Origin of the sequence: Nitrosomonas sp. Is24, assembly GCF_033063335.1 — a bacterium.
Lineage (GTDB): Bacteria > Pseudomonadota > Gammaproteobacteria > Burkholderiales > Nitrosomonadaceae > Nitrosomonas.
The window spans coordinates 1,338,348-1,360,540 of sequence record NZ_JAWJZG010000001.1; the positions used below are offsets into that span (position 1 = coordinate 1,338,348).

Consider the following 22,193-nt stretch of genomic DNA (forward strand, 5'->3'; position numbering starts at 1 on the left):
GGCGGCTTACGGGATTAATAAAAAACCGCCATAACCGGCAATGATGATACCGCTAAAACGAATCCACCGGGTGCCGGCAAATTTTTTGCACAACAGGGCCAAGCCGATGCCGCACAAATGCAATAGCATCGTCGCCAGCATAAAACCCCCAGCGTAGGAGGGCAGCGATATACTGGGCGGCATTTCGCTGCCATGCGCATAGCCGTGACTGAGCGCAAATAATCCGATCAACAGCAAGCTGACACTGAGCGGTAAATGTTTGCGCCAAACGAGTAGTGCACCCAGCATCACCAGCGACAGCATAATGCCGTGCTCCGCGAAAGCGAGTGGCAGGGTGATCGCGCCGAATAAACCGCCCAAACCCATCACCACGACAAAAATCAGCGGAAAAAGCCAGACAATACGACCATGCGCTTGCGCGGCCCATAAGCCGACGGCAATCATTGCCAGCATATGGTCCAGCCCGCTCAACGGATGCGCGAATCCGTGCAGCCACCCGTTATGCGGTCCGTCACCGGTATGCGCAAAAGCCAGGGGTGATGCGATCAGAATCGGTATGATCAATAACAAAAGCCAAAAAAATTTCAATGGCGGAACCGTTTTTTTCATCGTTGTTGTAAATACCATTGCTGAATTTTTAATATGGCGGCAGCCAGATTTTCATTGGCTTGAATGCTTAAATAATCTCCCAATTCAAAGCGATAACCGCGGATGCGCAGTAGAAAAGCAGGCGGTGCGGTATGCGAATGGATTTGCTGGTAAACATACAGCAACGCTGCCGGTGTTAAGGCATGACTGGTATAACTGCCGTCTTTTTCCGTAGTCACGGCTGAAAATTCAAAAGGTTCCTGGCACGACATATCCGCATCCACAAATATAATCCGGTCAAAGCCCGTTAAATCCGCAGCATGCTCAATCAGCAATTGCATGTCAACAAGGCAAGCGACATCCGCCAGTCGTAACTGAGCGATATGCTCCACTAGCAGGGGGCCTAATGCATCGTCCCCGCGTCCGGGATTTCCATAGCCGAATAGCAATAGCTTGTTCATGCGCTGCCTGAATACATTAGCTGGGTATTTTTATGACGGTGAGATTGTTTCATTAAAACTTTCTTGTGATCTGTGATGGTGATTTTATGTATTGTTTTACAGAAAGTATGATTTTTCTTTGACTGCTTGCGGATTAACTGCCGGTCCTGTTCAAGATTGATCTGTCAACCAGGATGAATAAACCGTCATTTTGCAGCTTGTATACTGGTACATCGCCTATTCGCAGTAATTACGATTGCAGCAATAAATTAGTCACTTACCATATTCAACCGAGCTGTAATCCGATACCGGCCGGGACACTAGCCGCTCACCTCCCGGTTAATCCCAACTACAAACCGACTAGGGCACATTCGGTGCATTCATCTTATTAATTTCATGACACTTTTCCCTATTTAATTCAGAGTGCTTACTGCATCATAGGCAGCATGATTTAGCAGTGAATTGTTTGATGCGCGGGTTAAATTTTAAAGGAGTGAAATGATGCAAAGTTATTTTCGATTGGTAGTGGTTTCTGTTGCACTGTGCTTGGGCTCAGTCACCAGTATGGCTAATGCCGGTGTTTTTGACGGACACACGATCAATTATCAGTACTATTTTCCGAACTTGAGTACGCCGTATGCTTCGGCGGGTAATGGCGATTATCTGGTGAATTCCGGTGTGGAAATATCGAATGTGGTCGATGGTTTCGGTACCATAGACTTCAGCGGCGATGAATTCGTGATTTCCTTTGCGCATAGCGGCAATTTTTCGCCTACCGAATTTAATGGTTTTGCAATTAGTGATGTATCTGCGAGTATCAATCCGTTTGCATCATTCAGTCTGGTTTCCAATACCGCGGTGAGCGGCACACCCACCTTGAGTTTTGATGCAAACCATTTGTATGTGAATTGGGCGGGGCTTAATTTCAATCGGGGCGAACTGGTTTTTTCGGTGAGTTCCCTGACGCCACATTCATATCCACACTCGCATCCCGTCACTTCTTTTTCCCGTACCATCAGCCCAGTTCCGGAACCCGATACTTACGCGATCTTACTGGTTGGGTTAGGTCTGGTAGGCTACAGTGCGCGCCGTAAGCAAATTTAATTTGTGTCTGTTGTCCGATATGTCTTGTGTACATCGGATTATGTAGCAATAAAAAACCGCCACTTCGGGCGGTTTTTTATTTTATGCTTTGTTACTTTAGGGTTAGTGCCCAGGTTTGCTGGTACCACCATAAGGCCGTGGATCTTGTCCTTCTTTGAGACATTCACCATTGCCACCTACGCCAAACTGACAATCGGCATTCGAAGCATTGGGATCACCCATGTTGGCGTTTGAACAAGCGGCTAAGAAAACTAATAAAGTTGCAGCAAAAATTGATTTTTTCATCATTCTAATCGTTCCTTTCTCTTTAAAATACCCAAATTTAATTAGGGATTCGAGTATATAACAGAACTCTAAATATTCAAACAAGTAGTTTACTGTCCTGCTGCTGACTCACAACTGCGAAGGATTTCAATCAGATAGCCGCCATATTTATCAAGCTTGCGCGCGCCGATACCGCTGACTTGGCGTAATTCTTCTTGCGTTTTCGGACACTGCCGCGCCAGTTCGCGCAAGGTCGCATCGTGAAAAATAACATACGCCGGTACACCATGTTCTTTAGCCATTTTTGCGCGCCATGCACGTAATTGCTCCCAAAGATATCGTTCGGTTGCATCCAGCAACATCAAATCACCGCTTTGCCGTTTTTCAAATGCCCGTCCCGCTTGGGTTTGCAGTCGCAGCTGTACGGCTTGCTGCCCCTTCAACACGGCGCGGCTTGCTTCGGTCAGGTGCAATGCGCCATGACTTACACTGTCAGCCGATAGCAGGCCCAGTGCGATGATCTGACGGAATACCGCGCGCCAGGTTTTTTCCGGTAATTCTTTACCGATGCCGAATGTAGTCAACCGGTCGTGATGCCATTCTTTGACACGTTCGGTCAGATTACCGCGCAAAATATCGATCAAATGACCCGTGCCGAAATTTTGCCCGGCGCGGTAAACACAGGATAATGCCTTTTGCACCTCCACCGTCGCATCCCAAACTTGCGGCGGATTCAAACAAACATCGCAATTGCCGCACGCCGTCATATCATCGGTGGTTTCACCGAAATAACTCAGCATGCGCAAGCGTCGGCAGGTGGTTGTTTCGCACAGTGATAGCATGGCTTCCAGTTTGCGGGCGGCAACTTGTTTGAATTTGAGCTGCGCGTCCGATTCTTCGATCATGCGCCGCTGCTGAATGACATCGCCAAGACCGTACACCATCCAGGCATTGGCCGCTTGTCCGTCGCGTCCGGCGCGGCCGGTTTCCTGGTAATAACCTTCAATGCTTTTGGGTAAATCCAGATGCGCGACAAACCGTACGTCCGGCTTATCAATTCCCATGCCAAAAGCTATGGTGGCAACCATCACAATACCTTCCTCGCGCAGAAATCTTTCCTGATTCAGACTGCGCTCCTGCATGCTCATGCCGGCGTGGTAGGCGACCGCGCGCAAACCCTGGGCGGTCAACCATGCCGCGGTTTCCTCGGCTTTTTTGCGCGACAGGCAATACACAATACCGGCGTCGCCGGGGTGTTCCGTTCGCAGGAATGTCAGTAATTGCGCCCGGCTGTTGGTTTTATCGATAATTTGATAGCGGATATTCGGGCGGTCGAAACTGGAAACAAAAATCCTGGCTTCGTCCAATCCGAGCCGCTCAATGATCTCCTTGCGGGTGTCCATATCGGCCGTTGCCGTCAGCGCGATACGCGGCACATCCGGAAAACGTTCGTGCAGTACCGATAACTGTATGTATTCCGGACGGAAATCATGCCCCCATTGCGACACGCAATGCGCTTCGTCAATGGCAAACAGCGCAACCGGAATACGTGCGATCAGATTGAGGAACCGCGCTGTCAACAGCCGCTCCGGCGCGACATACAGTAAATCGTATTCACCCGCCAGAAGCTTCTGTTCAACTTCCGCCGCGGCTTGCTGCGATAACGAGGAATTCAGCACCGCCGCGCGCACCCCTAATTCATGCAGCGACGCGACTTGATTCTGCATCAAGGCAATCAACGGGGACACGACGATGGCAACACCATCGCGCAACAACGCCGGAATTTGATAACACAGCGATTTACCGCCGCCGGTCGGCATCAAAACCAGGCAATCGCCACCGCTGGCGAGGTGTTCGATGACCTCAGCCTGTTGTCCGCGAAAGGCGGGATAACCAAAAACTTCCTTGAGTATAGTGAGTGCGTTGGACATTCCGGATGTGGCTACTACATGGTCTTGATTTTCTTCGGTAAGAAACGCTATTTTTCTGATTTCAGGGGAATAAGCAACACATTCAAGCGATCGCTCCGTCTTGCTATGGTGCGAATCGTAAAGACTTGACTGGCGATAGTACAGTAGAATGCACACCCTGACACTTGGAAGTTTCTGCTGGGTCAGTCCGCAATCGTTTGCATCGTTTCAAATCATTCGCGTTATTGTGCTGGTATAATTCTATCTAATTGCAGCTTTATTTATACAATTTGTCACGCTAGTCTGGAGAGAAAAAATGGTGGTAAATGATGTTTTGAAATTGATTCAAGACAATGAAGTTAAATTTGTTGATTTACGCTTTACCGATACTAACGGTAAAGAACATCATGTTACCGTACCTGCGCATACCTTCGATGCGGATAAATTTGAAGATGGTCATCCTTTTGACGGTTCATCGATAGGCGGCTGGAAAGGTATTCAAGCATCCGATATGTTGCTGATCCCCGATCCGGATACCGCTAACATGGATCCCTTCATGGATGAACCGACATTACTGATGACGTGCGATGTGGTCGAGCCGGCGGATGGCAAGGGGTATAGCCGCGATCCGCGTTCGTTGGCCAAGCGGGGTGAAATTTACTTAAAATCGACCGGGATCGGCGATGTGGCTTATTTCGGTCCGGAACCTGAATTTTTTATTTTCGATTCGGTGCGCTGGCATACCGGTATGTCCGGATGCTCGGTCAAAATTGAATCCGAAGAAGCCGCATGGAGTTCCGCGATCAAATACGAAAGCGGCAATATCGGTCACCGCCCGTCGATCAAAGGCGGTTACTTTCCCGTACCGCCAGTCGATTCGCTGCAGGATATCCGTTCCGCGATGTGCCTGACATTGGAAGACATGGGCATCGGCGTCGAAGTGCATCATCATGAAGTCGCCACGGCGGGGCAATGTGAAATCGGCACCCGTTTCAATAGTCTGGTTAAACGCGCGGACTGGAATCAAGTGCTCAAATATGTCATACATAATGTGGCGCATTCATACGGTAAAACAGCCACTTTCATGCCCAAGCCGATCGTGGGCGATGCCGGATCCGGCATGCATGTGCACCAATCCATCTGGAAGGACGGTAAGAATTTATTCTCCGGCAATGGTTACGCTGGCTTGTCCGAGATCGCACTGTATTACATCGGCGGTATTCTGAAACATGCCAAAGCGCTGAATGCCATATGCAATCCCAGCACCAACTCCTACAAACGGCTGGTCGCCGGATATGAGGCGCCGGTCAACCTGGCTTATTCCGCCAGCAACCGTTCGGCCTCTATTCGCATTCCGCACACCAGCAGCCCCAAGGGGCGGCGTATCGAAGTCCGTTTCCCCGATCCGACCGCCAATCCGTATCTGGCGTTTACCGCGCTGATGATGGCCGGACTCGACGGCATTCAGAACAAAATCCATCCGGGCGATCCGATGGACAAGAATCTGTACGATTTGCCGCCGGAAGAAGCAGCCAAAGTGCCGAATGTGTGCGCGTCATTGGACGAAGCGCTGGATTGCCTGGATAAAGACCGCGATTTTCTGATCCGCGGCGGTGTTTTTTCCAATGACATCATCGATGCGTACATTCAACTGAAAATGGATGAGGTGATTTTACTGCGCACCACGACGCATCCGGTTGAATTTGATATGTATTACAGCTTATAAATTTGAGAATACGGGAAATTCAAATTGATTTTAACCATCGTGACGAGATCGAGAGGCATGAAAAAATAGAACCGTAAAGCGCAATAAGCAGGATTTATTCGCTCTTTTTTTGCTTTTCGTTAGAGAAATCATTGGTAGACTGATCGGGTAGCGGTAATTGTGATCAACATTCTTCTAGCAAAATATGAAAACCGGAACATTATTAATCCTATTCGCCCTTATTTTGTTGAGCTCTATATCGCAGGCTATTGCTGAAACAAACATCTACAAGCATGTTGATAAGGACGGCAATATCACCTTCACTAACCGCCGCATCCCTAACTCGGAAAAAATATCCATTGCGTCGTATTCCAGAAATTCCGAATCCGCTCCGGCCAAATTACAGTCCAATGGAAATGCGCCGCGTATAAAAGATACGACGCAAAAGGAACGCGATACGGTACGCCGCCAGATTCTGCAAAAGGAATTGTCGGCCGAAGAAAAGCATTTCATCGATACGCAAACGCATCTGGATCAATTCGGCGATGCCGCTGAAGCAAACAATCCGCATGAAAAAGTGGTACAGCTTAGGAATAAGTTATTCCAGCATCAAAGAAATATCACTGCCTTAAAGAAAGAACTCGCCAGACTGTAGCTGCTCTATAAATCACAACCGGTCCATAGGGTAATGCATGAAAAGAAATAATTCCTTGTTGATTGTTCTGGCTTTTTTTTCCTATTCGATACAAGCCGGTGTTTATAAACATGTCGACGAGCGTGGCAATGTGACTTATTCCAACGTACCGTCGAGCAACGCCAAGAAAATTGATTTACCGCCGATTGTGGTGGTGCCTTCGGTCGATTCCGGCGATGTCGAAGAAAGAATCGCAAAACGCCGTGAAGCGATGAAACTCGAGGAACAGCGCGAGAAAATACAAAGCAAAATAACGGAAGAAGAGAAACGCCTGGGCGAATTAAAAAGTGAATACAAAGACGGTGCTCCGGATCGCTTGGGCAGTGAGCGTAATTATCAGCGCTATCTCAACCGGGTTGAGCGAATGCGTGAAGAAATGGACGCACGGGAAAAGAATCTGGAAACATTGAAAAAAGGACTTCAGGAAGTATCCCGCAGCAACCCGTAATCTCAACTTAGGCGGTTAATTCGGCCACAACGGGCGCGTGATCCGAAGGGCGCTCCAGCTTCCGTACCGCTTTATCTACCGCGCAGCTTGTACAGACATTGGCGAGCGCATCGCTGAGTAAAATATGGTCGATGCGTAATCCCCGGTTCAGGCGGAAAGCCATCATGCGGTAATCCCACCAGGTATACGATTTCTCCGCTTGCTCAAACAAGCGGAAGCTATCCGTCAAACCCAGCTTCAATAGATCACCGAATGCCGCGCGTTCTGGCTGACTGCACAATACTTTACCTTGCCACAATTGCGGATCGTAGACATCGCGATCTTCCGGTGCGATATTAAAATCGCCCAGGATGGCCAGTTTCTTATAATTCTTCAGTTCCTGTTGTAACCATCCGGTCAAGGCGGGCAGCCAGCGTAATTTGTATTGATATTTTTCCGATTCGACCGTATCGCCGTTCGGCACATACGCGGAAATGACACGCATATCGCCATAGGTTACCGCCACCACGCGTTTTTGCTCGTCTTCAAACCCGGGTATTGCGGTAATGATTTCGCTTCCTTTTTGCTTGCTGAGAATTGCGACACCGTTATAGGTCTTCTGCCCGGTAAAAACCGACTCATAGCCAACCGCGGCAATTTCAGCAGCCGGAAAGTTTTCATCGGTTAACTTGGTTTCCTGCAAACACAGCATATCCGGCTGGTTCGTTTGCAGCCAATCGATTACCTGCGGTAGCCTTACTTTGAGCGAATTTACATTCCAGGTTGCTAATTTCATGATTAATCCTTGGCGTTATGAATAACCAGCTGGTTAAACGGTATGACCCACTGCTGTTGATTACAAACCTCAACCGCATAACGTTGTAGCGCCCGTTTAATGGCGAACAGATCTCCCGCGGCGGTGCCATCGAAAGTGGCGACAATTTTGTAATCCAGCGACGACGTATTGGCATGAGCGAAATGCACCACCAGATCATTCAGTGAGTTACCGAAGGATTCCAACTGTAAACCGCGCCGGATACCCTCACATAAGATTTCCGGAATCACAGTGGCGCATTGCGCTTGATGCTGGTAATCGATACCGAAATCGCTGGTTACAGTAAATCCCAGGGAATAATTCTTCGGCTGGGCGGCCAGGAAATCGGCAATGCTATAGGTGATCGGCATCACGCCGTTGGGCTGCGATAACACGATGCATTCCAGGGTAATGCATTTCACCATGGCAAAGGTGTTATCGGTCAGCATCACGAAGTCACCCCTTTGGCATGGAAACCAAGGCTCGTCTGCGGAGTACGGACGGGAAACGTAATTGGCCAGTTCCGCCAAAGTGAGCCGTAGCTCCAACCCGGGCAGCATAGGATTGGTCAACTTACTGTAATAATTCAAACTTTCCACCAGCAACGGGATACCGTTATAGTTGATGCATTCGCCTTCCCTGACCGATCCGGTATTCAATAGTATCCGCAGCTCATTGATAAAACTGGGAATAGAGTTTTTCAGCAGCAGGATGATGCTGAGCAGCAGTAACACGGTAATACCGATTAATACCTGGTCGTTACGCACACTCAGCACATAAAACACCGCTGTGATCGACAACGCTGCCATCAGAAAATGATAAAACAATGTACTGATGCGCTGATAATAGGTTCTTCTTTCCTCTTTCTTGCGATGATTCAGCCAGTGCAGCAGTTTCTGCAACGATAGCATCGAGAAATACACGGCAATAAAAGCCGTCAGCGCCATCAACAATGTCGCGCCGCGTCCCGCGGCAAATTGCTGCACATGCTCACCCAAGGATATTTCCTTGGCGGATTGCGATTTAATCATCTCCTCGAGTTGTAATTGCGCAACTTCCAGAAGATGCTGGTTTTCCTGCAATTGATCGTTCCATTTTTTGCTGATGCGCTCAAACTCGGCATAAGCCTCTTTTTCAAAACCGGCTGTATTGATTTCCCCGATATGTTTAAGCACTTCAGTGATGACACGGATTTGCGATTTATAAAAATCGATTTTCTTTTGCAAGCTATCGGTTTTACGCTTATTTTCCGTCAATTGGCGCAATTCGCTCATGATCGGCTGCACGATTTCCAGTAAATCTTTCTGCCAATCGAATTCCTTCTTTTCTGTTGTTTCCTCTTTGCTCAGCTCCAAGCCCGCCGTCAGAATCATTTCAAATGACGATTTCTGCTCCGCGATAGCATTGCTCAATTCGGTCAACTCCGCCTGGATTTTGTTTTTCTCCTGCTCCGTCTTGGCTTTTGCCAACGCCTTTGACATCACTTCCGCTTGATCTTGTTGCAGTTTGATGCTGCTGATAATGTCATTGAGCTTCTCAACAGCCAGTTCTTTTTGCAGCTCCCTTTCGGTAGCAATCAAAGGAATGTCCAATGTGCTCGCACCGGCGCCGGAAAGCACCAGTGCCAGTAAAAAGAAAACAAGCCAACGTAAAGCAAAATTAATTTTCATGTTTTTCGAGTCAATAATTGGGTTTTGATTATCAGCACGGCCGTCTTGGGAAACCATCTCAGACAGCAAAGAAACGCTCGACTTCCGCCAGATCGCGCGTGCGTTTCATCGGCGGCAGGCTTTGCCATATTTGTTTGCCATAGGCTTTCGTAGTCAAGCGCGGATCGCAAATCATCAGCACCCCCCGGTCCGCTTCATCGCGGATCAACCGGCCGGCGCCTTGTTTCAGATTAATGACCGCGCGCGGTAATTGATATTCCATAAACGCGTTGCGTCCTTCATGGTTCATTTTATCAATCCGCGCAGCCAGCACCGGATCGTCCGGCGGAGCAAACGGCAGTTTATCGATGATGACCAGCGACAATGCGTCGCCGCGTACATCGACACCCTCCCAGAACGATTGGCTGCCAATGAGCACGGCGTTGTTCAATGCACGAAAACGTTCCAGCATATTGGAACGAGAACCTTGTCCTTGCAGCAGCAACGGAAAATCGAAATCCTCGGCGGTTTGCAACAATTCGTGCACACGCTGCATGGCACGTAAACTGGTGCAAAGGAAAAAGGCACGTCCGCGGCTTGCGCGCAATACCGGTAGCGCCGCCTGAACCACCTGATCGGTGTAGTTCTTCTGCTGCGGCTCCGGCAAACCGGACGGCACGTACAATAACGCCTGCTGCGCGAAATCGAACGGACTTTCCCAGCACGCCGTTTGCGCCGCGGTCAATCCCATTTCGTTATTGTAATGGCTGAAATCCTTTTTCACCGACAAGGTCGCGGAAGTAAAAATCCAGGCACGCGGCGATGAAATCATTTGTCTTTGGAAAATTTCCGCAATCGACAACGGTGTTGCGTTCAGCTGTAAAGCATGGTGATAGACTTCGACCCAACGCACATGTTCCTGCATTTCCGTTTCATCGCGCCAGCGCTGCAGCAGATACAAATGCGCCGCCGCGCGCTGACGGCAATTCTCCAGCCCTTCGGATCGCTCCGCCTGACTTTCCAGTAACTTGACCAGCGTGGTCAGTTTTTCCAGCATATCGCCCAGTGCTTGACCGAAACCGCTATTTTGCTTGGCGGCTGCCAGCGACAAGCGCGTATTCTCTTCCGCAATCGTCAAGCGCAAATCGCGCACGGCTTTTTCCATCGCCGCAATCGCGTCGGGCAATCCGGTAAAATCCCCGGCGGCTTGAACCGCTTCTACCTTGGCATCGCGCGCCAAATCGAGTAATTGGCCGGTACTGATCGATTCGCCAAAAAACAAACTGGCGGTTTCCGGCAGTTGATGCGCTTCGTCAAAAATAACCGTATTGCAGGCAGGCAACAACTCGGACAATCCTTCATCGCGCAGCATCACATCGGCGAAGAACAGGTGATGATTTACCACCACGATATCCGCCGTCAGCGCTTGCTTGCGTGCTTCCATGACGAAACATTTTTTGTAACTGGGACATTCCGAGCCCAGGCAGCTATCGCGCGTGGACGTGACGTTTTGCCAGATCGCGGCATTTTCGGGCACTTCGCTTAGTCCACTTTTATCGCCGCTCTGACTGCGGCTGGCATAACGCTCGATCAGTTGCAGATAGTGAATCTCATCGCGGTTGATAAAGCTGAGGTGGGTATCCTGCAAACTTCTTTCCAGATGGTAGTGACACACATAATTTGCCCGTCCTTTCAGCAAAGCCACCGTGACCGGGATTCCCAACGCCGCGCGCACGGTCGGAATATCGCGATTGAATAACTGATCCTGCAATGTTTTGGTGCCGGTCGAAATAATCACCTTGCCGCCCGCCAGTAACGCAGGTGCGAGATAAGCAAACGTTTTGCCCGTACCGGTGCCTGCTTCGGCCACCAGAATTTGATGCTTGGCGATTGTGTCTGCTATCGCCTGCGCCATTTCCACTTGCTGTGCGCGCGTACGGAAACCTGCAATGTGTTGGGAGAGCACGCCGCCGGGCGCAAAAATGGCATCGATATCAAGCATAAAATCAGAAAAATGGCTGTCCGGAATCAGTCTACAGTCTGCTTTGATGGAACCGCCATGCTCGGGAATGGATCAAGAAAAACTTAATGCATTATACTGCGATGCACACCGGTTAGCGACGGATGTTCGTTGTGCCGGGCAGTATGAGGGAGATAATGCAAATTAGATGAATCATTCAGGGTCTACGCAGGGTGAAATTAACGCAGTCCCTTGTATTCCCGCCATCCTCCAAATTCTGTTATTTCTTGCATCCCCTCGCAAAGATAGGATTCTCCAAGGATTCCTAATACTTCCCGGTTGTCAGCCAAGAGAATTTTTCCAACTGTGAGTCCGGCCGGTTCGCGGCCTAACAATTCACCAATATGGGATGAGTCTATAGACCATATTTCCAAGGATATTTGTCCGCCGCTGGCACAGCGCTGCATTGCGGGGTGCCGATCGTTAATCGACCAAAGGCGATAGAAAGGCGCGGTTAGCGTTTCTTCCACAAATACAGCACCTAACTCCAGCAGATTGTGGTTTAACGCTAAACCTCTCATTAACGTACCGTTCACGGCTAGCTTAATTTTCATAATTGTATGATTACTAAATATATTAAGGCAATGGATTGTGTTGGTTTGTGTTGCGTGGAATTCCTGACATTGCGCTGACAGGATACTTATAAAGTAAAAAAGCACTTAGGATTTTATTCCTAAGTGCTTGTTTTTGGTAGGTCGTGGCAGATTCGAACTGCCGACCAACGGATTAAAAGTCCGCTGCTCTACCGGCTGAGCTAACGACCCAAAGCGCGGCATTATACCTGAATCAATTGCCGATATAAATGGCTTTCTTAGATTGAGCGCTCATTTTTGTCATAAGAAGTGAATATAATGTTTTGTTGACTGACAATATTGCGAGTATCGGATAAAATATTCACATAGGTTGAGGTTGGCAAAGTTAGGTAAAAAATTTACAGTAAATCGCATTAAAAACTCGACGTTGTAAATAATATTCCCTGAGCTATAAATCAAAATCCACATCCCGTTTGGGATTTATTCTGTCTAGGATTAACGGACGTTTTTGGCGTGCTAATCACTATTCTGCGGCAGTAAATGACTACAGGAAAAGTAATCATTTCGTATTAAATGCATCCAAGGCAATTTAATATAATGCTATACCGGCTGCGTTTACCAATAAAGGAAACAATTAATAATGCTGACTCATTTACAGCGCCTTGAAGCTGAGAGTATTCAGATCATGCGGGAGGTGGTTGCGGAATGCGAACACCCGGTGATGCTCTATTCCATTGGAAAAGATAGTGCAGTGATGCTGCATCTTGCGGTGAAAGCGTTTTATCCTTCAAAACCGCCATTTCCGTTGCTGCATGTCGATACCACGTGGAAATTCAGGGAAATGATTGAATTTCGTGATGTTATGGCGAAAAAGCTTGGACTCGAGTTGATCGTTCACATCAATCCGCAGGGCGTGGAAAAGAATATCAATCCGTTCACCCACGGTTCGGCGATTCATACGGATATCTGGAAGACTGAAGGACTGAAGCAGGCGCTGGATAAATATGGTTTTGATGTGGCATTTGGCGGTGCGCGCCGCGATGAAGAAAAATCCCGCGCCAAGGAACGTATCTTTTCCATCCGCTCCGCGCAACACCGCTGGGATCCCAAACTGCAACGCCCCGAACTCTGGCGGCTATACAATGCGCGTAAGCATAAAGGCGAAAGTATCCGCGTGTTTCCGCTTTCCAACTGGACAGAACTCGATATATGGCAGTATATCTATCTGAATAATATTCCTATTGTGCCATTGTATTTCGCCAAGGAACGGCCTGTGGTCGAACGCGATGGCACCTTGATCATGGTGGATGACGAGCGTTTACCGATGCGGGAAGGTGAGCAGCCGATGATGAAAAGCGTGCGATTCCGTACGTTGGGTTGTTATCCGCTCACCGGTGCGATTGAAAGTGAAGCCAATACGTTGACGGCCATCATTCAGGAAATGTTGCTTACTAGAACATCCGAACGGCAGGGACGGTTGATTGATCACGATTCAACCGGTTCCATGGAGAAAAAGAAGCAGGAGGGCTATTTCTAATGGCGCATGTATCTGATTTGATAGCCGAGGACATCGAGCTATACTTAAAAACACACGAGAACAAAAGCCTGCTTCGTTTTATTACTTGCGGCAGCGTGGATGACGGAAAAAGCACTTTGATCGGGCGTCTGTTGTATGAATCCAAGATGTTGTTTGAAGATCAACTGACTCAGTTGGAAGCCGATTCCAAGAAAGTGGGTACGCAAGCCGGAGATTTGGATTTCGCGCTTTTGGTAGATGGACTGACGGCTGAGCGCGAACAAGGTATTACCATCGATGTCGCGTATCGCTTTTTCTCCACGGATAAGCGCAAGTTTATCGTAGCGGATACGCCGGGGCATGAACAATATACCCGTAACATGATCACCGGCGCATCGACTGCGGATGTGGCCATTATTCTGATCGACGCACGCAAGGGCGTATTGACGCAAACACGGCGGCATAGCTATTTGGTGTCATTAATCGGCATCAGGCATGTGGTGCTGGCGATCAATAAGCTCGACATGGTGGGGTATTCGGAAGAGGTTTTTAACCGGATTGATCACGACTATCGTGTATTCGCCAAAAAGATCGGATTACAAAACATTGTCGCCATCCCAATGTCGGCTTTGAAAGGCGATAATATTACCGAGTTGAGCAGGAATACACCGTGGTATAGCGGCGACACCTTGATGAGCTATCTGGAGAATGTGCAGGTAGAAGATGCCGCTGAACAATCCGGTGTTTTTCGTATGCCGGTGCAGTGGGTAAATCGCCCCAATCTGGATTTCCGCGGTTACTCCGGCATGGTGGTGCGCGGTAGTGTCAAACCGGGCGACGCCATTCGCGTTCTGCCATCCGGACGAGAAAGCCGCGTTGCGCGCATCGTCACGCAAGACGGCGATCTGGAAAAAGCTATTTCCGGTCAATCGATTACGCTGACACTGACGGATGAGATCGATATCAGCCGGGGTGATGTTCTGGCAACTACCGATTCACCGCCCGGAGTAGCCAATCAATTTGAAGCCACGGTGGTTTGGATGACCGATGAGGCGATGTTGCCCGGCAGGCCCTATTTGATGAAAATTGGCACAAAAACAGTAACGGCCAATGTCTCAACGCTGAAACACAAAGTGAATGTCAATACACTCGAGCAAGTTGCTGCGACGAAATTAGAGCTCAATGAAATCGGGGTTTGCAATCTGAGTACGGACCAATTGATCGCATTCGATCCTTATAATGAAGATCGCGATACCGGTGGTTTCATCGTGATTGACCGGTTAACCAATAATACCGTCGGTGCCGGTATGTTGCATTCGGCCCTGCGTCAGTCGCACGATAATAGCCAGTGGCAAGATATCTCTGTTAATAAGCAGGCGCATGCCGCGCTCAAAGGACAAAAGCCTTTTATCATCTGGTTTACCGGGTTGTCCGGCAGCGGCAAATCGACCATCGCTATGTTGCTCGAGAGAAAGCTGTATTCGCTCGGCAAGCATACTTATTTGCTGGACGGAGACACTATTCGCCATGGCCTGAATAAAGATCTCGGTTTTACCGATGCCGACCGGATTGAAAATGTCCGGCGTACTGCGGAAGTGGCTAAATTGCTGGTTGATGCGGGGCAAATCGTGCTGGTTTCAATGATTTCACCATTTTCCGCCGAACGCGAGATGGCGCGTGAATTGGTAGCGCAGGGTGAATTCTTTGAAGTATTTGTCGACGCACCGATTCAGGCGGCGGAAGAGCGGGATCCCAAAGGATTGTATAAAAAAGCGCGTAGCGGCGAACTGAAGGATTTCACCGGACTCGATTCACCTTACGAAGCACCGGAAAACCCCGAAGTCCGCATTGATACGATGACTCAAACACCCGAGCAGGCGGTCGAGCATATTATCAATTACTTGCTGGACATCGGTGCTCTCGGTTGATGCAATGATAGTCAACCGTATTGGCAAGAACACAACAGTACGCGTACCGGGATGGCCGGACCGGTGAGATTCCGGTCAATAAGTTGACAAATCAAAGCCCGGCAAGCTTGAATGCATTTCGCTACACGGCAGCTGGAAAATAGCACCTTACGATTCCTGGTGCATTCTTTGGCGCTGCATACCGGTCATTTATAGTCGAGGTCTCACATCATGACTCTTGTTACGGGCGGTGCCGGATATATTGGTTCGCATACTTGCGTGGAATTATTGAATGCAGGGTTTGACATCACTGTTTTCGACAATTTTTGTAACAGCAACCCCGAAGCATTGGTCCGGGTGCAGAAAATTACCGGCAGAAAACCCGCATTAATCACAGGTGATTGCCGTGACCGCGCCGCCTTGGTCAGCGCTTTGCAGAAAAGCAAAGCCAAAGCAGTAATCCACTTTGCCGGACTCAAAGCTGTCGGGGAATCGGTGCAACAGCCGCTGTCCTATTACGATAATAACGTAACCGGTACATTACGGTTATTGGAAGCGATGCAGGAATGCGATGTCAAAACCTTGGTATTCAGTTCCTCCGCCACAGTTTATGGCGATCCGGTGCGGTTACCGCTGACCGAGGATCATCCGCTATCCGCAACGAATCCCTACGGACGCAGTAAGCTGATGATCGAAGAGATTCTGCGCGATGTACAGCACAGCGACGCTTCATTCCGCATTGCCATCTTGCGGTATTTTAATCCGGTCGGTGCGCATGCGAGCGGGTTAATCGGCGAAGATCCACAGGGAATTCCCAATAATTTGATGCCTTTCGTGGCGCAGGTCGCGATAGGGCGAAGGGAAGCACTGAATGTGTGGGGGGACGACTATCCCACACCGGATGGTACCGGCGTGCGCGATTACATTCACGTGGTCGACTTGGCTCTGGGGCATCTGAAGGCGCTGGAAGCGCTTGAAGCCGCGCGCTCCGAGCAAAGTGATCAATATTCCGGTTGTTTGACCGTAAATCTGGGCACGGGGCAAGGTTATAGCGTGCTGGATGTCGTGCGAGCCTACCAGCAAGCGAGCGGGCGGCCTATTCCTTACAAGATCGCCCCCCGGCGTCCCGGTGACATTGCTTCTTGTTACGCGGATCCAAAACGTGCGCTTGAGCTATTGGGCTGGCAAGCAAAGCTTGGACTAGAAGATATGTGTGCAAGCAGCTGGCACTGGCAAAGTATCAACCCCAAGGGCTATCAAAGCTGACTGAAATTTTTGTTTTGGTTTACCGGAATCGCATTAATGCGATAGTGGCGACTTAATATTAAGGAGAACTATAAATGAAAGCGATCAGAAAAGCAGTCTTTCCCGTGGCCGGATTAGGCACGCGTTTTTTGCCAGCAACCAAGGCGAATCCCAAGGAAATGCTGCCTATCGTTGATAAGCCGTTGATCCAATTCGCTGCTGAAGAGGCGGTTGCCGCGGGTATTGATGTTTTGATTTTTATCATCGGGCGTAATAAAAGCTCAATACCCGATCACTTTGATAAAGCGTTTGAATTGGAAGCAAATCTTGAAGCAGGAAGAAAACAGGACATGCTGAACATTGTCCGCAATATTTTGCCGCCGCACGTGGATTGCGTTTATATCCGTCAAGCCGAAGCGCTCGGGCTGGGACACGCTGTTTTGTGCGCGCAATCGGTTGTCGGTGATGAACCTTTTGCGGTATTACTGGCTGATGATTTAATCGATGGCGGTGACCGGAGCTGTCTCAGTCAGATGGTGGATATATACGCGCAGCATCATTGTTCGATTCTGGGAATCGAACAAGTTCCGCCGAATACGGTTAACCGCTACGGCATCATCAGCAGTGCGCCGATTGCCAGTAACTTGTCCAAGGTCAATGCCATTGTTGAGAAGCCGCCGATTGACAAGGCGCCGTCGAATCTCGCGGTGGTTGGCCGCTATATTCTGACACCGCGTATTTTCAAACTGCTGGAAAAAACGGAACGGGGAGCGGGTAACGAGATTCAGCTGACGGATGCCATCGCGAAGCTGTTGCAAGACGAAACGGTGCTGGGATATGAATTTGACGGCAAGCGCTTTGATTGCGGCAGCAAATCCGGGTATTTACAGGCAACGGTGGAGTTTGCTTTACAGCACCCCGAACTTAAACAGGAATTTGAAGCCTACTTGAGCGATTTGGTTAGAAAATTTCCCCAAACGAATTAATACGCTGACCGCATCTCCTCGCGTTAAGTCCAGGTTGCTGCAGGCTGCTGCTCAATTCAGTAGCGGCAATCACAAAGAAACCGGCCGGATAAATCCACAACTGGATGTATCCGGCCGGTTTTTTATTAATGAATTGATCGATTGCTGCTGAACTTAATCAGCTTTCTTTGTGCGAAACGGGATTTTCTTAAACAGTGGAATGCACAGTAGCCCGATCAGTGCGCCAATCAGCATCATGCCATAGTTCTGAAAATTATTATTCGTGAACGACGTAATTTGCCGCACCATTGCGCTTTGTTCGGCTTTATCAGAGACTTTGGGCAGATTTTCCGCTTCGTAAGTATCGTTGATGTTATAGGGCGTTACACCGGGAATACTCGGTATGTTTTCGGCTCCTTTTCCAACAACTAATTGCGCTTTCATGCCTTTTTCCATGTGATGGGAAATGTCGCAATGGACGAGAAACGTATCGTCCGATCCAGGTACGATGATGGTGCCGGAGACCGTTTTGGGCCCGGTTACTTCCAGGTGGAACATGCCATATTTATACAGATACTTGGGTAATCCGTGCATCATGAACTGGTGGCGGATATTATCTTCGTTGACAAAGTGCCAAGTGACTTTGGAGCAAGGTTTGACATGCCATTGCTGTTGATCGAATGCAAAAGCGGTACCGGGAAATTTAGCAGAATACTTTCTGCCGGCGCGCACGGTAATTTCAACTTCCTCGGAAATGCTTTTACAGCTGCTGGGCAGTTTGTCGAGGTTTTGCCCCATGATCATGGTACCTTCGTGATCCATAATATGGTCATGATCCATGTGGTGGTGATGGTGCCCATCGCCGTGTTCCGCGGATTGCGCGCTGGTGTCATGTGCGCTGTGATCAATATGTTGTTCTGCGCTAATGTCATGCGCACCACTATGATCATGTGCAGCACTTTGGTCATGTGAACTGTGATCATGGCCGCTATGATCCTCGGTCTGCTGTTTCTCAGCCGCTGCCGGAGCTTGATTCACGCCATGACCGCTATGACCGGAGTGATCATGTTCAGCACCGTTTGTTTTTTGCTGAGCAATGGCATTCGAGCTGATCGCGAGAATTCCAGTCAGTAAGAAAGTAATGGTTGTCGTCTTTATCATTTTTGGTTACTCCCTTTGGCCCCTTTCAGGCGAGAAACTGCCGCAATAGCACTTTGTTTGATTTGCTCCCGTTTGGCGAAAATCAGATAAATTACCAGTCCTATCAACAGACCGATCACACCATTCAATAATGAGGTCTGTGTTTGTGCGCTGAGACTGGTTTGCCCGCCGGGTGAGCCTAGACTGGACCATTCATCCAGATCCTGCCAGACTGGAATTCTTCTTTCGTAATATTCCTTGGTAAAGAATTTATTGAGATCAATGCCGAAGTGACTAACCTGCGGCAAACCGCTGTCATTCAGGTAGGATTTGTACACAATTGAACTCATACTGCCGCCTTCGGCCATGCCGTTGGTGGTAATCCCTTTTTCCCGGTGATCATGAATCAACCAATCGCCTTCGCCATAACTGTGTTTTCCATCGTTGACGGTTTCCAGTTTCAAGTCAAGGCGTTGCGCTGGCGCCATGTCGAATACGTCGCGCATGATCTGAGCAACCGGATTATGTTCTACGCCGTCATAATGCGTGATCGTGGCATGATGGCCGTGCGTATGAACGGCGATCAGTTCGCCGCCACTGTTGAGCAGACGCAATTTTATTTTTTGATCGGGTTCAACGATGATCAGTGATTCTCTTAACGTATAAGGAAATGACAAACCGTTCAAGGTGTAATAATCCTCGGTTGCATCGGTGATGTCATAGCGTTGATTCATGTCGCGCGCGATGAGTCGCGGATCGTTGTATTTCTGTGTGATTTCACTGAGTTCTTTATCCATCGCGTGGTAGTGAAGATCGTATTCCTGATCGTAATTTTCACGCACGGCAACAGAGGAATGGCGGACATGACCTGCGCCGATATTCAACGTCTGCAACCAGTTATTCGGTCTATTTTCTTCAACGACGATCATGCCGGCTAATCCCATTGCCAAGTGGGTATGCGTTTGCACGTGGCAATGATAAAACATGGTGCCGGGCTGACGCGCCTGAAATTCATAGATGCGCCGTTCGCCCGGCATCAATTCTTTTTCGCTGGTTTGCGGCACGCCGTCGTTGCCGCCATGATCTTTATGCGAGAAGGGGTGATCGACACCGTGCAAATGGATGCTATGAGGAAAGTAGTGCGTGTTTTCCAGTACGATTTGAACGATATCGCCCACTTCAACCCGAATCACGGGTGAGGGAAGTCTTAACAGCGGATTCGCTCTGACGCTTTCAAAATTCTCGGTCGACATGCCGCTGGTTTTCGGTGCAAATACCCAAGCGCCCGGTTGTACGCCCGGAGCAATGTCGAATGTTGGCACCAAGCCGGGAAAATCCGGGGATTTGCCATTCAGCTCCATGATTTCCAGTTTGATGATAATCCGGTCGGGGTCACCGTCGCCGTCCAGATCGTCGGTTTTGATGATGGCGTCCGGCGAAAGGCCAGTTTTCATCAAGGTATCCATGGAAACGTGATTGGTTCCTTTGACTGCCGCTGCGATCCAGGCGGGATTGTCCGGACTGCAGCCGGGTGATGCTGCAATTTTTACGCCATCAATTTCCTGAGCTTCCCGCCATGCCGGTGAAATCTTAGGATCGCACATCGGTTCAGCTGTTAACGCGGCCGGATCAACTTTCACTGTTTCTGGCAGCTTCAGCGATGCCTGGACCGCTGCTGACGACAGCAAGGAGAAAATCAATAGGGCAATAACAATACGAATAGGCATATTAACGCACCTTTAAAATTTATCGAGTATTAAAAATAAATATGGCTGATCAGATCAAGCAGTTTTAATACGACCGGTATCAGTTCAATAGCCAGATCTAACGGCTATGACAGAACTGTAGGCACAAACACTTAACTGTGTATTTGCTGGCAGGTAAAATTATGAGGAATATCTTATCTTCATATATGCAATACTTCTACATTATCCGTCAAGCTACCATGAGCGGCTATTATACAGAACCCATTTCTGCTTTTGTGGTTTTTCCATAGTGAATAGATTTTTGAATTTTTAATTTTTGAAGTAATGACTCGAGTGATAATCCCCGGTTTTTTAGCTTTTTTCGGCCACTGCTATCCAAAGTTCCCGCGAATCGCTGGAATCGGCAAGCAGGGCTGCGTCAATTTCTGCGGTTACGTTTTAATGGCTTTGTTGCTGATGGCATGTAGCGGTAACAAACCTGCGCAACCGGCACCCGTTAAAAATCAAGCCATACCGGCCACGATTGTGGCTGTGCAGCCGGTGATGATGCCGGTCAGCCTGGAAACGATCGCGCAAACCGAAGGCGCTAAGGAAATTGAAATCCGTCCGCGTGTAGGCGGTATTTTGCTCAAGCGCTTGTATACCGAAGGAATGCCTGTGGAAGCCGGGCAGCCGTTATTTTTGATTGATCCGGAACCATTTCAGAACGCTTTGGCGGAAGCCAAAGCGGCGTTGCAAGAACAGAATGTGCGGGTATTGCGCGCGAAAAGCGATGAAGACCGGCAACGGCAGTTGTTAGCGGAAAATTTTGTCAGCCAGCGCGCCTATGACTTGGCTACAGCTGACCTGGCGATTGCCGCGGCTGCATTTCAGGCAGCCAAAGTCCGTGTGCAGCAAGCGGAACTCAATCTTTCCTATACTACCGTTAGAGCGCCGGAAAAGGGTGTGACAGGCCGCTCGCAATTGTCCGAAGGCACGCTGGTATCAGCCAATAGCAGCTTGTTGACGACTTTGACGCAATTATCGCCGATCTGGGTGAGATTCAGTTTCGCGGATAATGAGATGGCTCGATTGGGCGGTCACTTAAGCGAAAAAAATGTGCATCGAGTGACAATGATTCTGCCGGATGGATCGGAATATCAGCAGGAAGGAAAAATTAATTTTGCCGCGAGTAAAATCGATCCGCAGCTCAGCACGCAGCAACTGCGCGCAACCTTTGCCAATGAGGATCAGCGTATATTTCCCGGACAATTTGTCCGGATACGGGTCACTGCCGGAGAACCGAGGGCTGTTTTCACGGTGCCGCAGGTGGCCGTGCTGACTTCGGATAGAGGGCGCTTTGTCTATGTGCTGAACGACAGCGATGAAGCCACACAACGTCCTGTTATCGTGGATAACTGGATGGGGAAAGACTGGATTATTCTGGAAGGATTGCAAACCGGTGATCGTGTGGTGGTTGACAATCTCATCAAGCTGATGCCGGGCAAAAAGATCGAGCCGCAAGTACGGGATCAGCCCCTTTCTTTACCATCGGGCGCAGGCTCTATCAATAACTAGCAACAGCAT

Annotated in this window: 19 protein-coding genes and 1 tRNA gene; 9 read left to right on the forward strand and 11 right to left on the reverse strand. The window is 49.1% G+C overall.

Annotation, left to right across the window (positions count from 1 at the left end; translation table 11 throughout):
- Positions 1-6 precede the first annotated feature (6 nt).
- Entirely contained in the window at positions 7-609 is a 603-nt protein-coding gene (locus R2103_RS06005) for a HupE/UreJ family protein (protein ID WP_317530593.1), read from the reverse strand.
- Positions 606-1,049 carry a hydrogenase maturation protease gene (locus R2103_RS06010; protein WP_317530594.1) on the reverse strand — a complete coding sequence of 148 codons (444 nt, stop codon included), beginning with the start codon at positions 1,047-1,049 and terminating at the stop codon, positions 606-608. The genes R2103_RS06005 and R2103_RS06010 overlap by 4 nt, the downstream gene beginning before the upstream one ends.
- A gap of 477 nt (positions 1,050-1,526) precedes the next feature.
- Here R2103_RS06010 and R2103_RS06015 point away from each other — a divergent pair, with 477 nt between their 5' ends.
- Positions 1,527-2,132, forward strand: a complete 606-nt coding sequence (locus tag R2103_RS06015) for an FxDxF family PEP-CTERM protein (protein WP_317530595.1) — start codon at positions 1,527-1,529, stop codon at positions 2,130-2,132.
- A gap of 102 nt (positions 2,133-2,234) precedes the next feature.
- Here the strand turns inward: R2103_RS06015 and R2103_RS06020 are convergent, their stop codons facing one another.
- A complete protein-coding gene (locus R2103_RS06020; RefSeq protein ID WP_317530596.1) occupies positions 2,235-2,420 on the reverse strand; it encodes a membrane lipoprotein lipid attachment site-containing protein in 186 nt (61 codons plus the stop codon).
- A gap of 86 nt (positions 2,421-2,506) precedes the next feature.
- On the reverse strand, positions 2,507-4,327 hold the full coding sequence (recQ, locus tag R2103_RS06025; protein ID WP_317530597.1) for a DNA helicase RecQ: 1,821 nt from the start codon (positions 4,325-4,327) through the stop codon (positions 2,507-2,509).
- 295 nt (positions 4,328-4,622) lie between these two features.
- Here recQ and glnA point away from each other — a divergent pair, with 295 nt between their 5' ends.
- From glnA to R2103_RS06040, 3 genes are all read left to right on the forward strand, one after another.
- A complete protein-coding gene (gene glnA / locus R2103_RS06030; RefSeq protein ID WP_090316785.1) occupies positions 4,623-6,032 on the forward strand; it encodes a type I glutamate--ammonia ligase in 1,410 nt (469 codons plus the stop codon).
- Between the two features lie 184 nt (positions 6,033-6,216).
- The gene (locus R2103_RS06035) at positions 6,217-6,666 is read left to right on the forward strand and encodes a DUF4124 domain-containing protein (protein ID WP_292666105.1); all 450 of its coding nucleotides are present in this window, start codon (positions 6,217-6,219) and stop codon (positions 6,664-6,666) included.
- Positions 6,667-6,703: 37 nt separating this feature from the next.
- On the forward strand, positions 6,704-7,153 hold the full coding sequence (locus R2103_RS06040; RefSeq protein ID WP_317530598.1) for a DUF4124 domain-containing protein: 450 nt from the start codon (positions 6,704-6,706) through the stop codon (positions 7,151-7,153).
- Positions 7,154-7,160: 7 nt separating this feature from the next.
- Here R2103_RS06040 and xth read toward each other — a convergent pair whose 3' ends face one another.
- From xth to R2103_RS06065, 5 genes are all read right to left on the reverse strand, one after another.
- Positions 7,161-7,928 (reverse strand): exodeoxyribonuclease III, encoded by a 768-nt coding sequence (gene xth / locus R2103_RS06045; RefSeq protein ID WP_317530599.1) that lies wholly within the window; start codon positions 7,926-7,928, stop codon positions 7,161-7,163.
- A gap of 2 nt (positions 7,929-7,930) precedes the next feature.
- On the reverse strand, positions 7,931-9,616 hold the full coding sequence (locus R2103_RS06050) for a hypothetical protein (RefSeq protein WP_317530600.1): 1,686 nt from the start codon (positions 9,614-9,616) through the stop codon (positions 7,931-7,933).
- Positions 9,617-9,674: 58 nt separating this feature from the next.
- Positions 9,675-11,597 (reverse strand): ATP-dependent DNA helicase, encoded by a 1,923-nt coding sequence (locus R2103_RS06055; protein ID WP_317530601.1) that lies wholly within the window; start codon positions 11,595-11,597, stop codon positions 9,675-9,677.
- 197 nt (positions 11,598-11,794) lie between these two features.
- On the reverse strand, positions 11,795-12,169 hold the full coding sequence (locus R2103_RS06060; RefSeq protein WP_317530602.1) for a hypothetical protein: 375 nt from the start codon (positions 12,167-12,169) through the stop codon (positions 11,795-11,797).
- 134 nt (positions 12,170-12,303) lie between these two features.
- Positions 12,304-12,379: transfer RNA gene (locus R2103_RS06065), tRNA-Lys, on the reverse strand.
- 409 nt (positions 12,380-12,788) lie between these two features.
- Here R2103_RS06065 and cysD point away from each other — a divergent pair.
- The 4 genes from cysD (at position 12,789) to galU (ending at position 17,802) form a co-directional block, all read left to right on the forward strand.
- Complete coding sequence (gene cysD / locus R2103_RS06070; protein WP_132426562.1) at positions 12,789-13,685, forward strand: sulfate adenylyltransferase subunit CysD; 897 nt, start codon at positions 12,789-12,791, stop codon at positions 13,683-13,685.
- The gene (gene cysN, locus R2103_RS06075) at positions 13,685-15,592 is read left to right on the forward strand and encodes a sulfate adenylyltransferase subunit CysN (protein WP_317530603.1); all 1,908 of its coding nucleotides are present in this window, start codon (positions 13,685-13,687) and stop codon (positions 15,590-15,592) included. The genes cysD and cysN overlap by 1 nt, the downstream gene beginning before the upstream one ends.
- Positions 15,593-15,802: 210 nt before the next feature.
- Entirely contained in the window at positions 15,803-16,837 is a 1,035-nt protein-coding gene (galE, locus tag R2103_RS06080) for a UDP-glucose 4-epimerase GalE (RefSeq protein WP_317530604.1), read from the forward strand.
- Positions 16,838-16,911: 74 nt separating this feature from the next.
- On the forward strand, positions 16,912-17,802 hold the full coding sequence (galU, locus tag R2103_RS06085; protein WP_108697728.1) for a UTP--glucose-1-phosphate uridylyltransferase GalU: 891 nt from the start codon (positions 16,912-16,914) through the stop codon (positions 17,800-17,802).
- A 153-nt stretch (positions 17,803-17,955) separates the two neighbouring features.
- Here the strand turns inward: galU and R2103_RS06090 are convergent, their stop codons facing one another.
- Together R2103_RS06090 and R2103_RS06095 are read right to left on the reverse strand one after the other, a co-directional pair.
- On the reverse strand, positions 17,956-18,942 hold the full coding sequence (locus R2103_RS06090; RefSeq protein WP_317530605.1) for a cupredoxin domain-containing protein: 987 nt from the start codon (positions 18,940-18,942) through the stop codon (positions 17,956-17,958).
- Complete coding sequence (locus tag R2103_RS06095) at positions 18,939-20,648, reverse strand: multicopper oxidase domain-containing protein (RefSeq protein ID WP_317530606.1); 1,710 nt, start codon at positions 20,646-20,648, stop codon at positions 18,939-18,941. The genes R2103_RS06090 and R2103_RS06095 overlap by 4 nt, the downstream gene beginning before the upstream one ends.
- Positions 20,649-21,083: 435 nt before the next feature.
- Here R2103_RS06095 and R2103_RS06100 point away from each other — a divergent pair, with 435 nt between their 5' ends.
- Positions 21,084-22,184, forward strand: coding sequence for an efflux RND transporter periplasmic adaptor subunit (locus tag R2103_RS06100; protein ID WP_317530607.1), 1,101 nt, complete (start codon positions 21,084-21,086; stop codon positions 22,182-22,184).
- The last annotated feature ends 9 nt before the right edge of the window (positions 22,185-22,193 follow it).

Bases quoted from the DNA above. Each gene is read 5' to 3' on its own strand.
- R2103_RS06005 (WP_317530593.1), bottom strand. From the start codon at position 609: ATGAAAAAAACGGTTCCGCCATTGAAATTTTTTTGGCTTTTGTTATTG.
- R2103_RS06010 (WP_317530594.1), bottom strand. From the start codon at position 1,049: ATGAACAAGCTATTGCTATTCGGCTATGGAAATCCCGGACGCGGGGAC.
- R2103_RS06015 (WP_317530595.1), top strand. From the start codon at position 1,527: ATGATGCAAAGTTATTTTCGATTGGTAGTGGTTTCTGTTGCACTGTGC.
- R2103_RS06020 (WP_317530596.1), bottom strand. From the start codon at position 2,420: ATGATGAAAAAATCAATTTTTGCTGCAACTTTATTAGTTTTCTTAGCC.
- recQ (WP_317530597.1), bottom strand. From the start codon at position 4,327: ATGTCCAACGCACTCACTATACTCAAGGAAGTTTTTGGTTATCCCGCC.
- glnA (WP_090316785.1), top strand. From the start codon at position 4,623: ATGGTGGTAAATGATGTTTTGAAATTGATTCAAGACAATGAAGTTAAA.
- R2103_RS06035 (WP_292666105.1), top strand. From the start codon at position 6,217: ATGAAAACCGGAACATTATTAATCCTATTCGCCCTTATTTTGTTGAGC.
- R2103_RS06040 (WP_317530598.1), top strand. From the start codon at position 6,704: ATGAAAAGAAATAATTCCTTGTTGATTGTTCTGGCTTTTTTTTCCTAT.
- xth (WP_317530599.1), bottom strand. From the start codon at position 7,928: ATGAAATTAGCAACCTGGAATGTAAATTCGCTCAAAGTAAGGCTACCG.
- R2103_RS06050 (WP_317530600.1), bottom strand. From the start codon at position 9,616: ATGAAAATTAATTTTGCTTTACGTTGGCTTGTTTTCTTTTTACTGGCA.
- R2103_RS06055 (WP_317530601.1), bottom strand. From the start codon at position 11,597: ATGCTTGATATCGATGCCATTTTTGCGCCCGGCGGCGTGCTCTCCCAA.
- R2103_RS06060 (WP_317530602.1), bottom strand. From the start codon at position 12,169: ATGAAAATTAAGCTAGCCGTGAACGGTACGTTAATGAGAGGTTTAGCG.
- cysD (WP_132426562.1), top strand. From the start codon at position 12,789: ATGCTGACTCATTTACAGCGCCTTGAAGCTGAGAGTATTCAGATCATG.
- cysN (WP_317530603.1), top strand. From the start codon at position 13,685: ATGGCGCATGTATCTGATTTGATAGCCGAGGACATCGAGCTATACTTA.
- galE (WP_317530604.1), top strand. From the start codon at position 15,803: ATGACTCTTGTTACGGGCGGTGCCGGATATATTGGTTCGCATACTTGC.
- galU (WP_108697728.1), top strand. From the start codon at position 16,912: ATGAAAGCGATCAGAAAAGCAGTCTTTCCCGTGGCCGGATTAGGCACG.
- R2103_RS06090 (WP_317530605.1), bottom strand. From the start codon at position 18,942: ATGATAAAGACGACAACCATTACTTTCTTACTGACTGGAATTCTCGCG.
- R2103_RS06095 (WP_317530606.1), bottom strand. From the start codon at position 20,648: ATGCCTATTCGTATTGTTATTGCCCTATTGATTTTCTCCTTGCTGTCG.
- R2103_RS06100 (WP_317530607.1), top strand. From the start codon at position 21,084: ATGGCATGTAGCGGTAACAAACCTGCGCAACCGGCACCCGTTAAAAAT.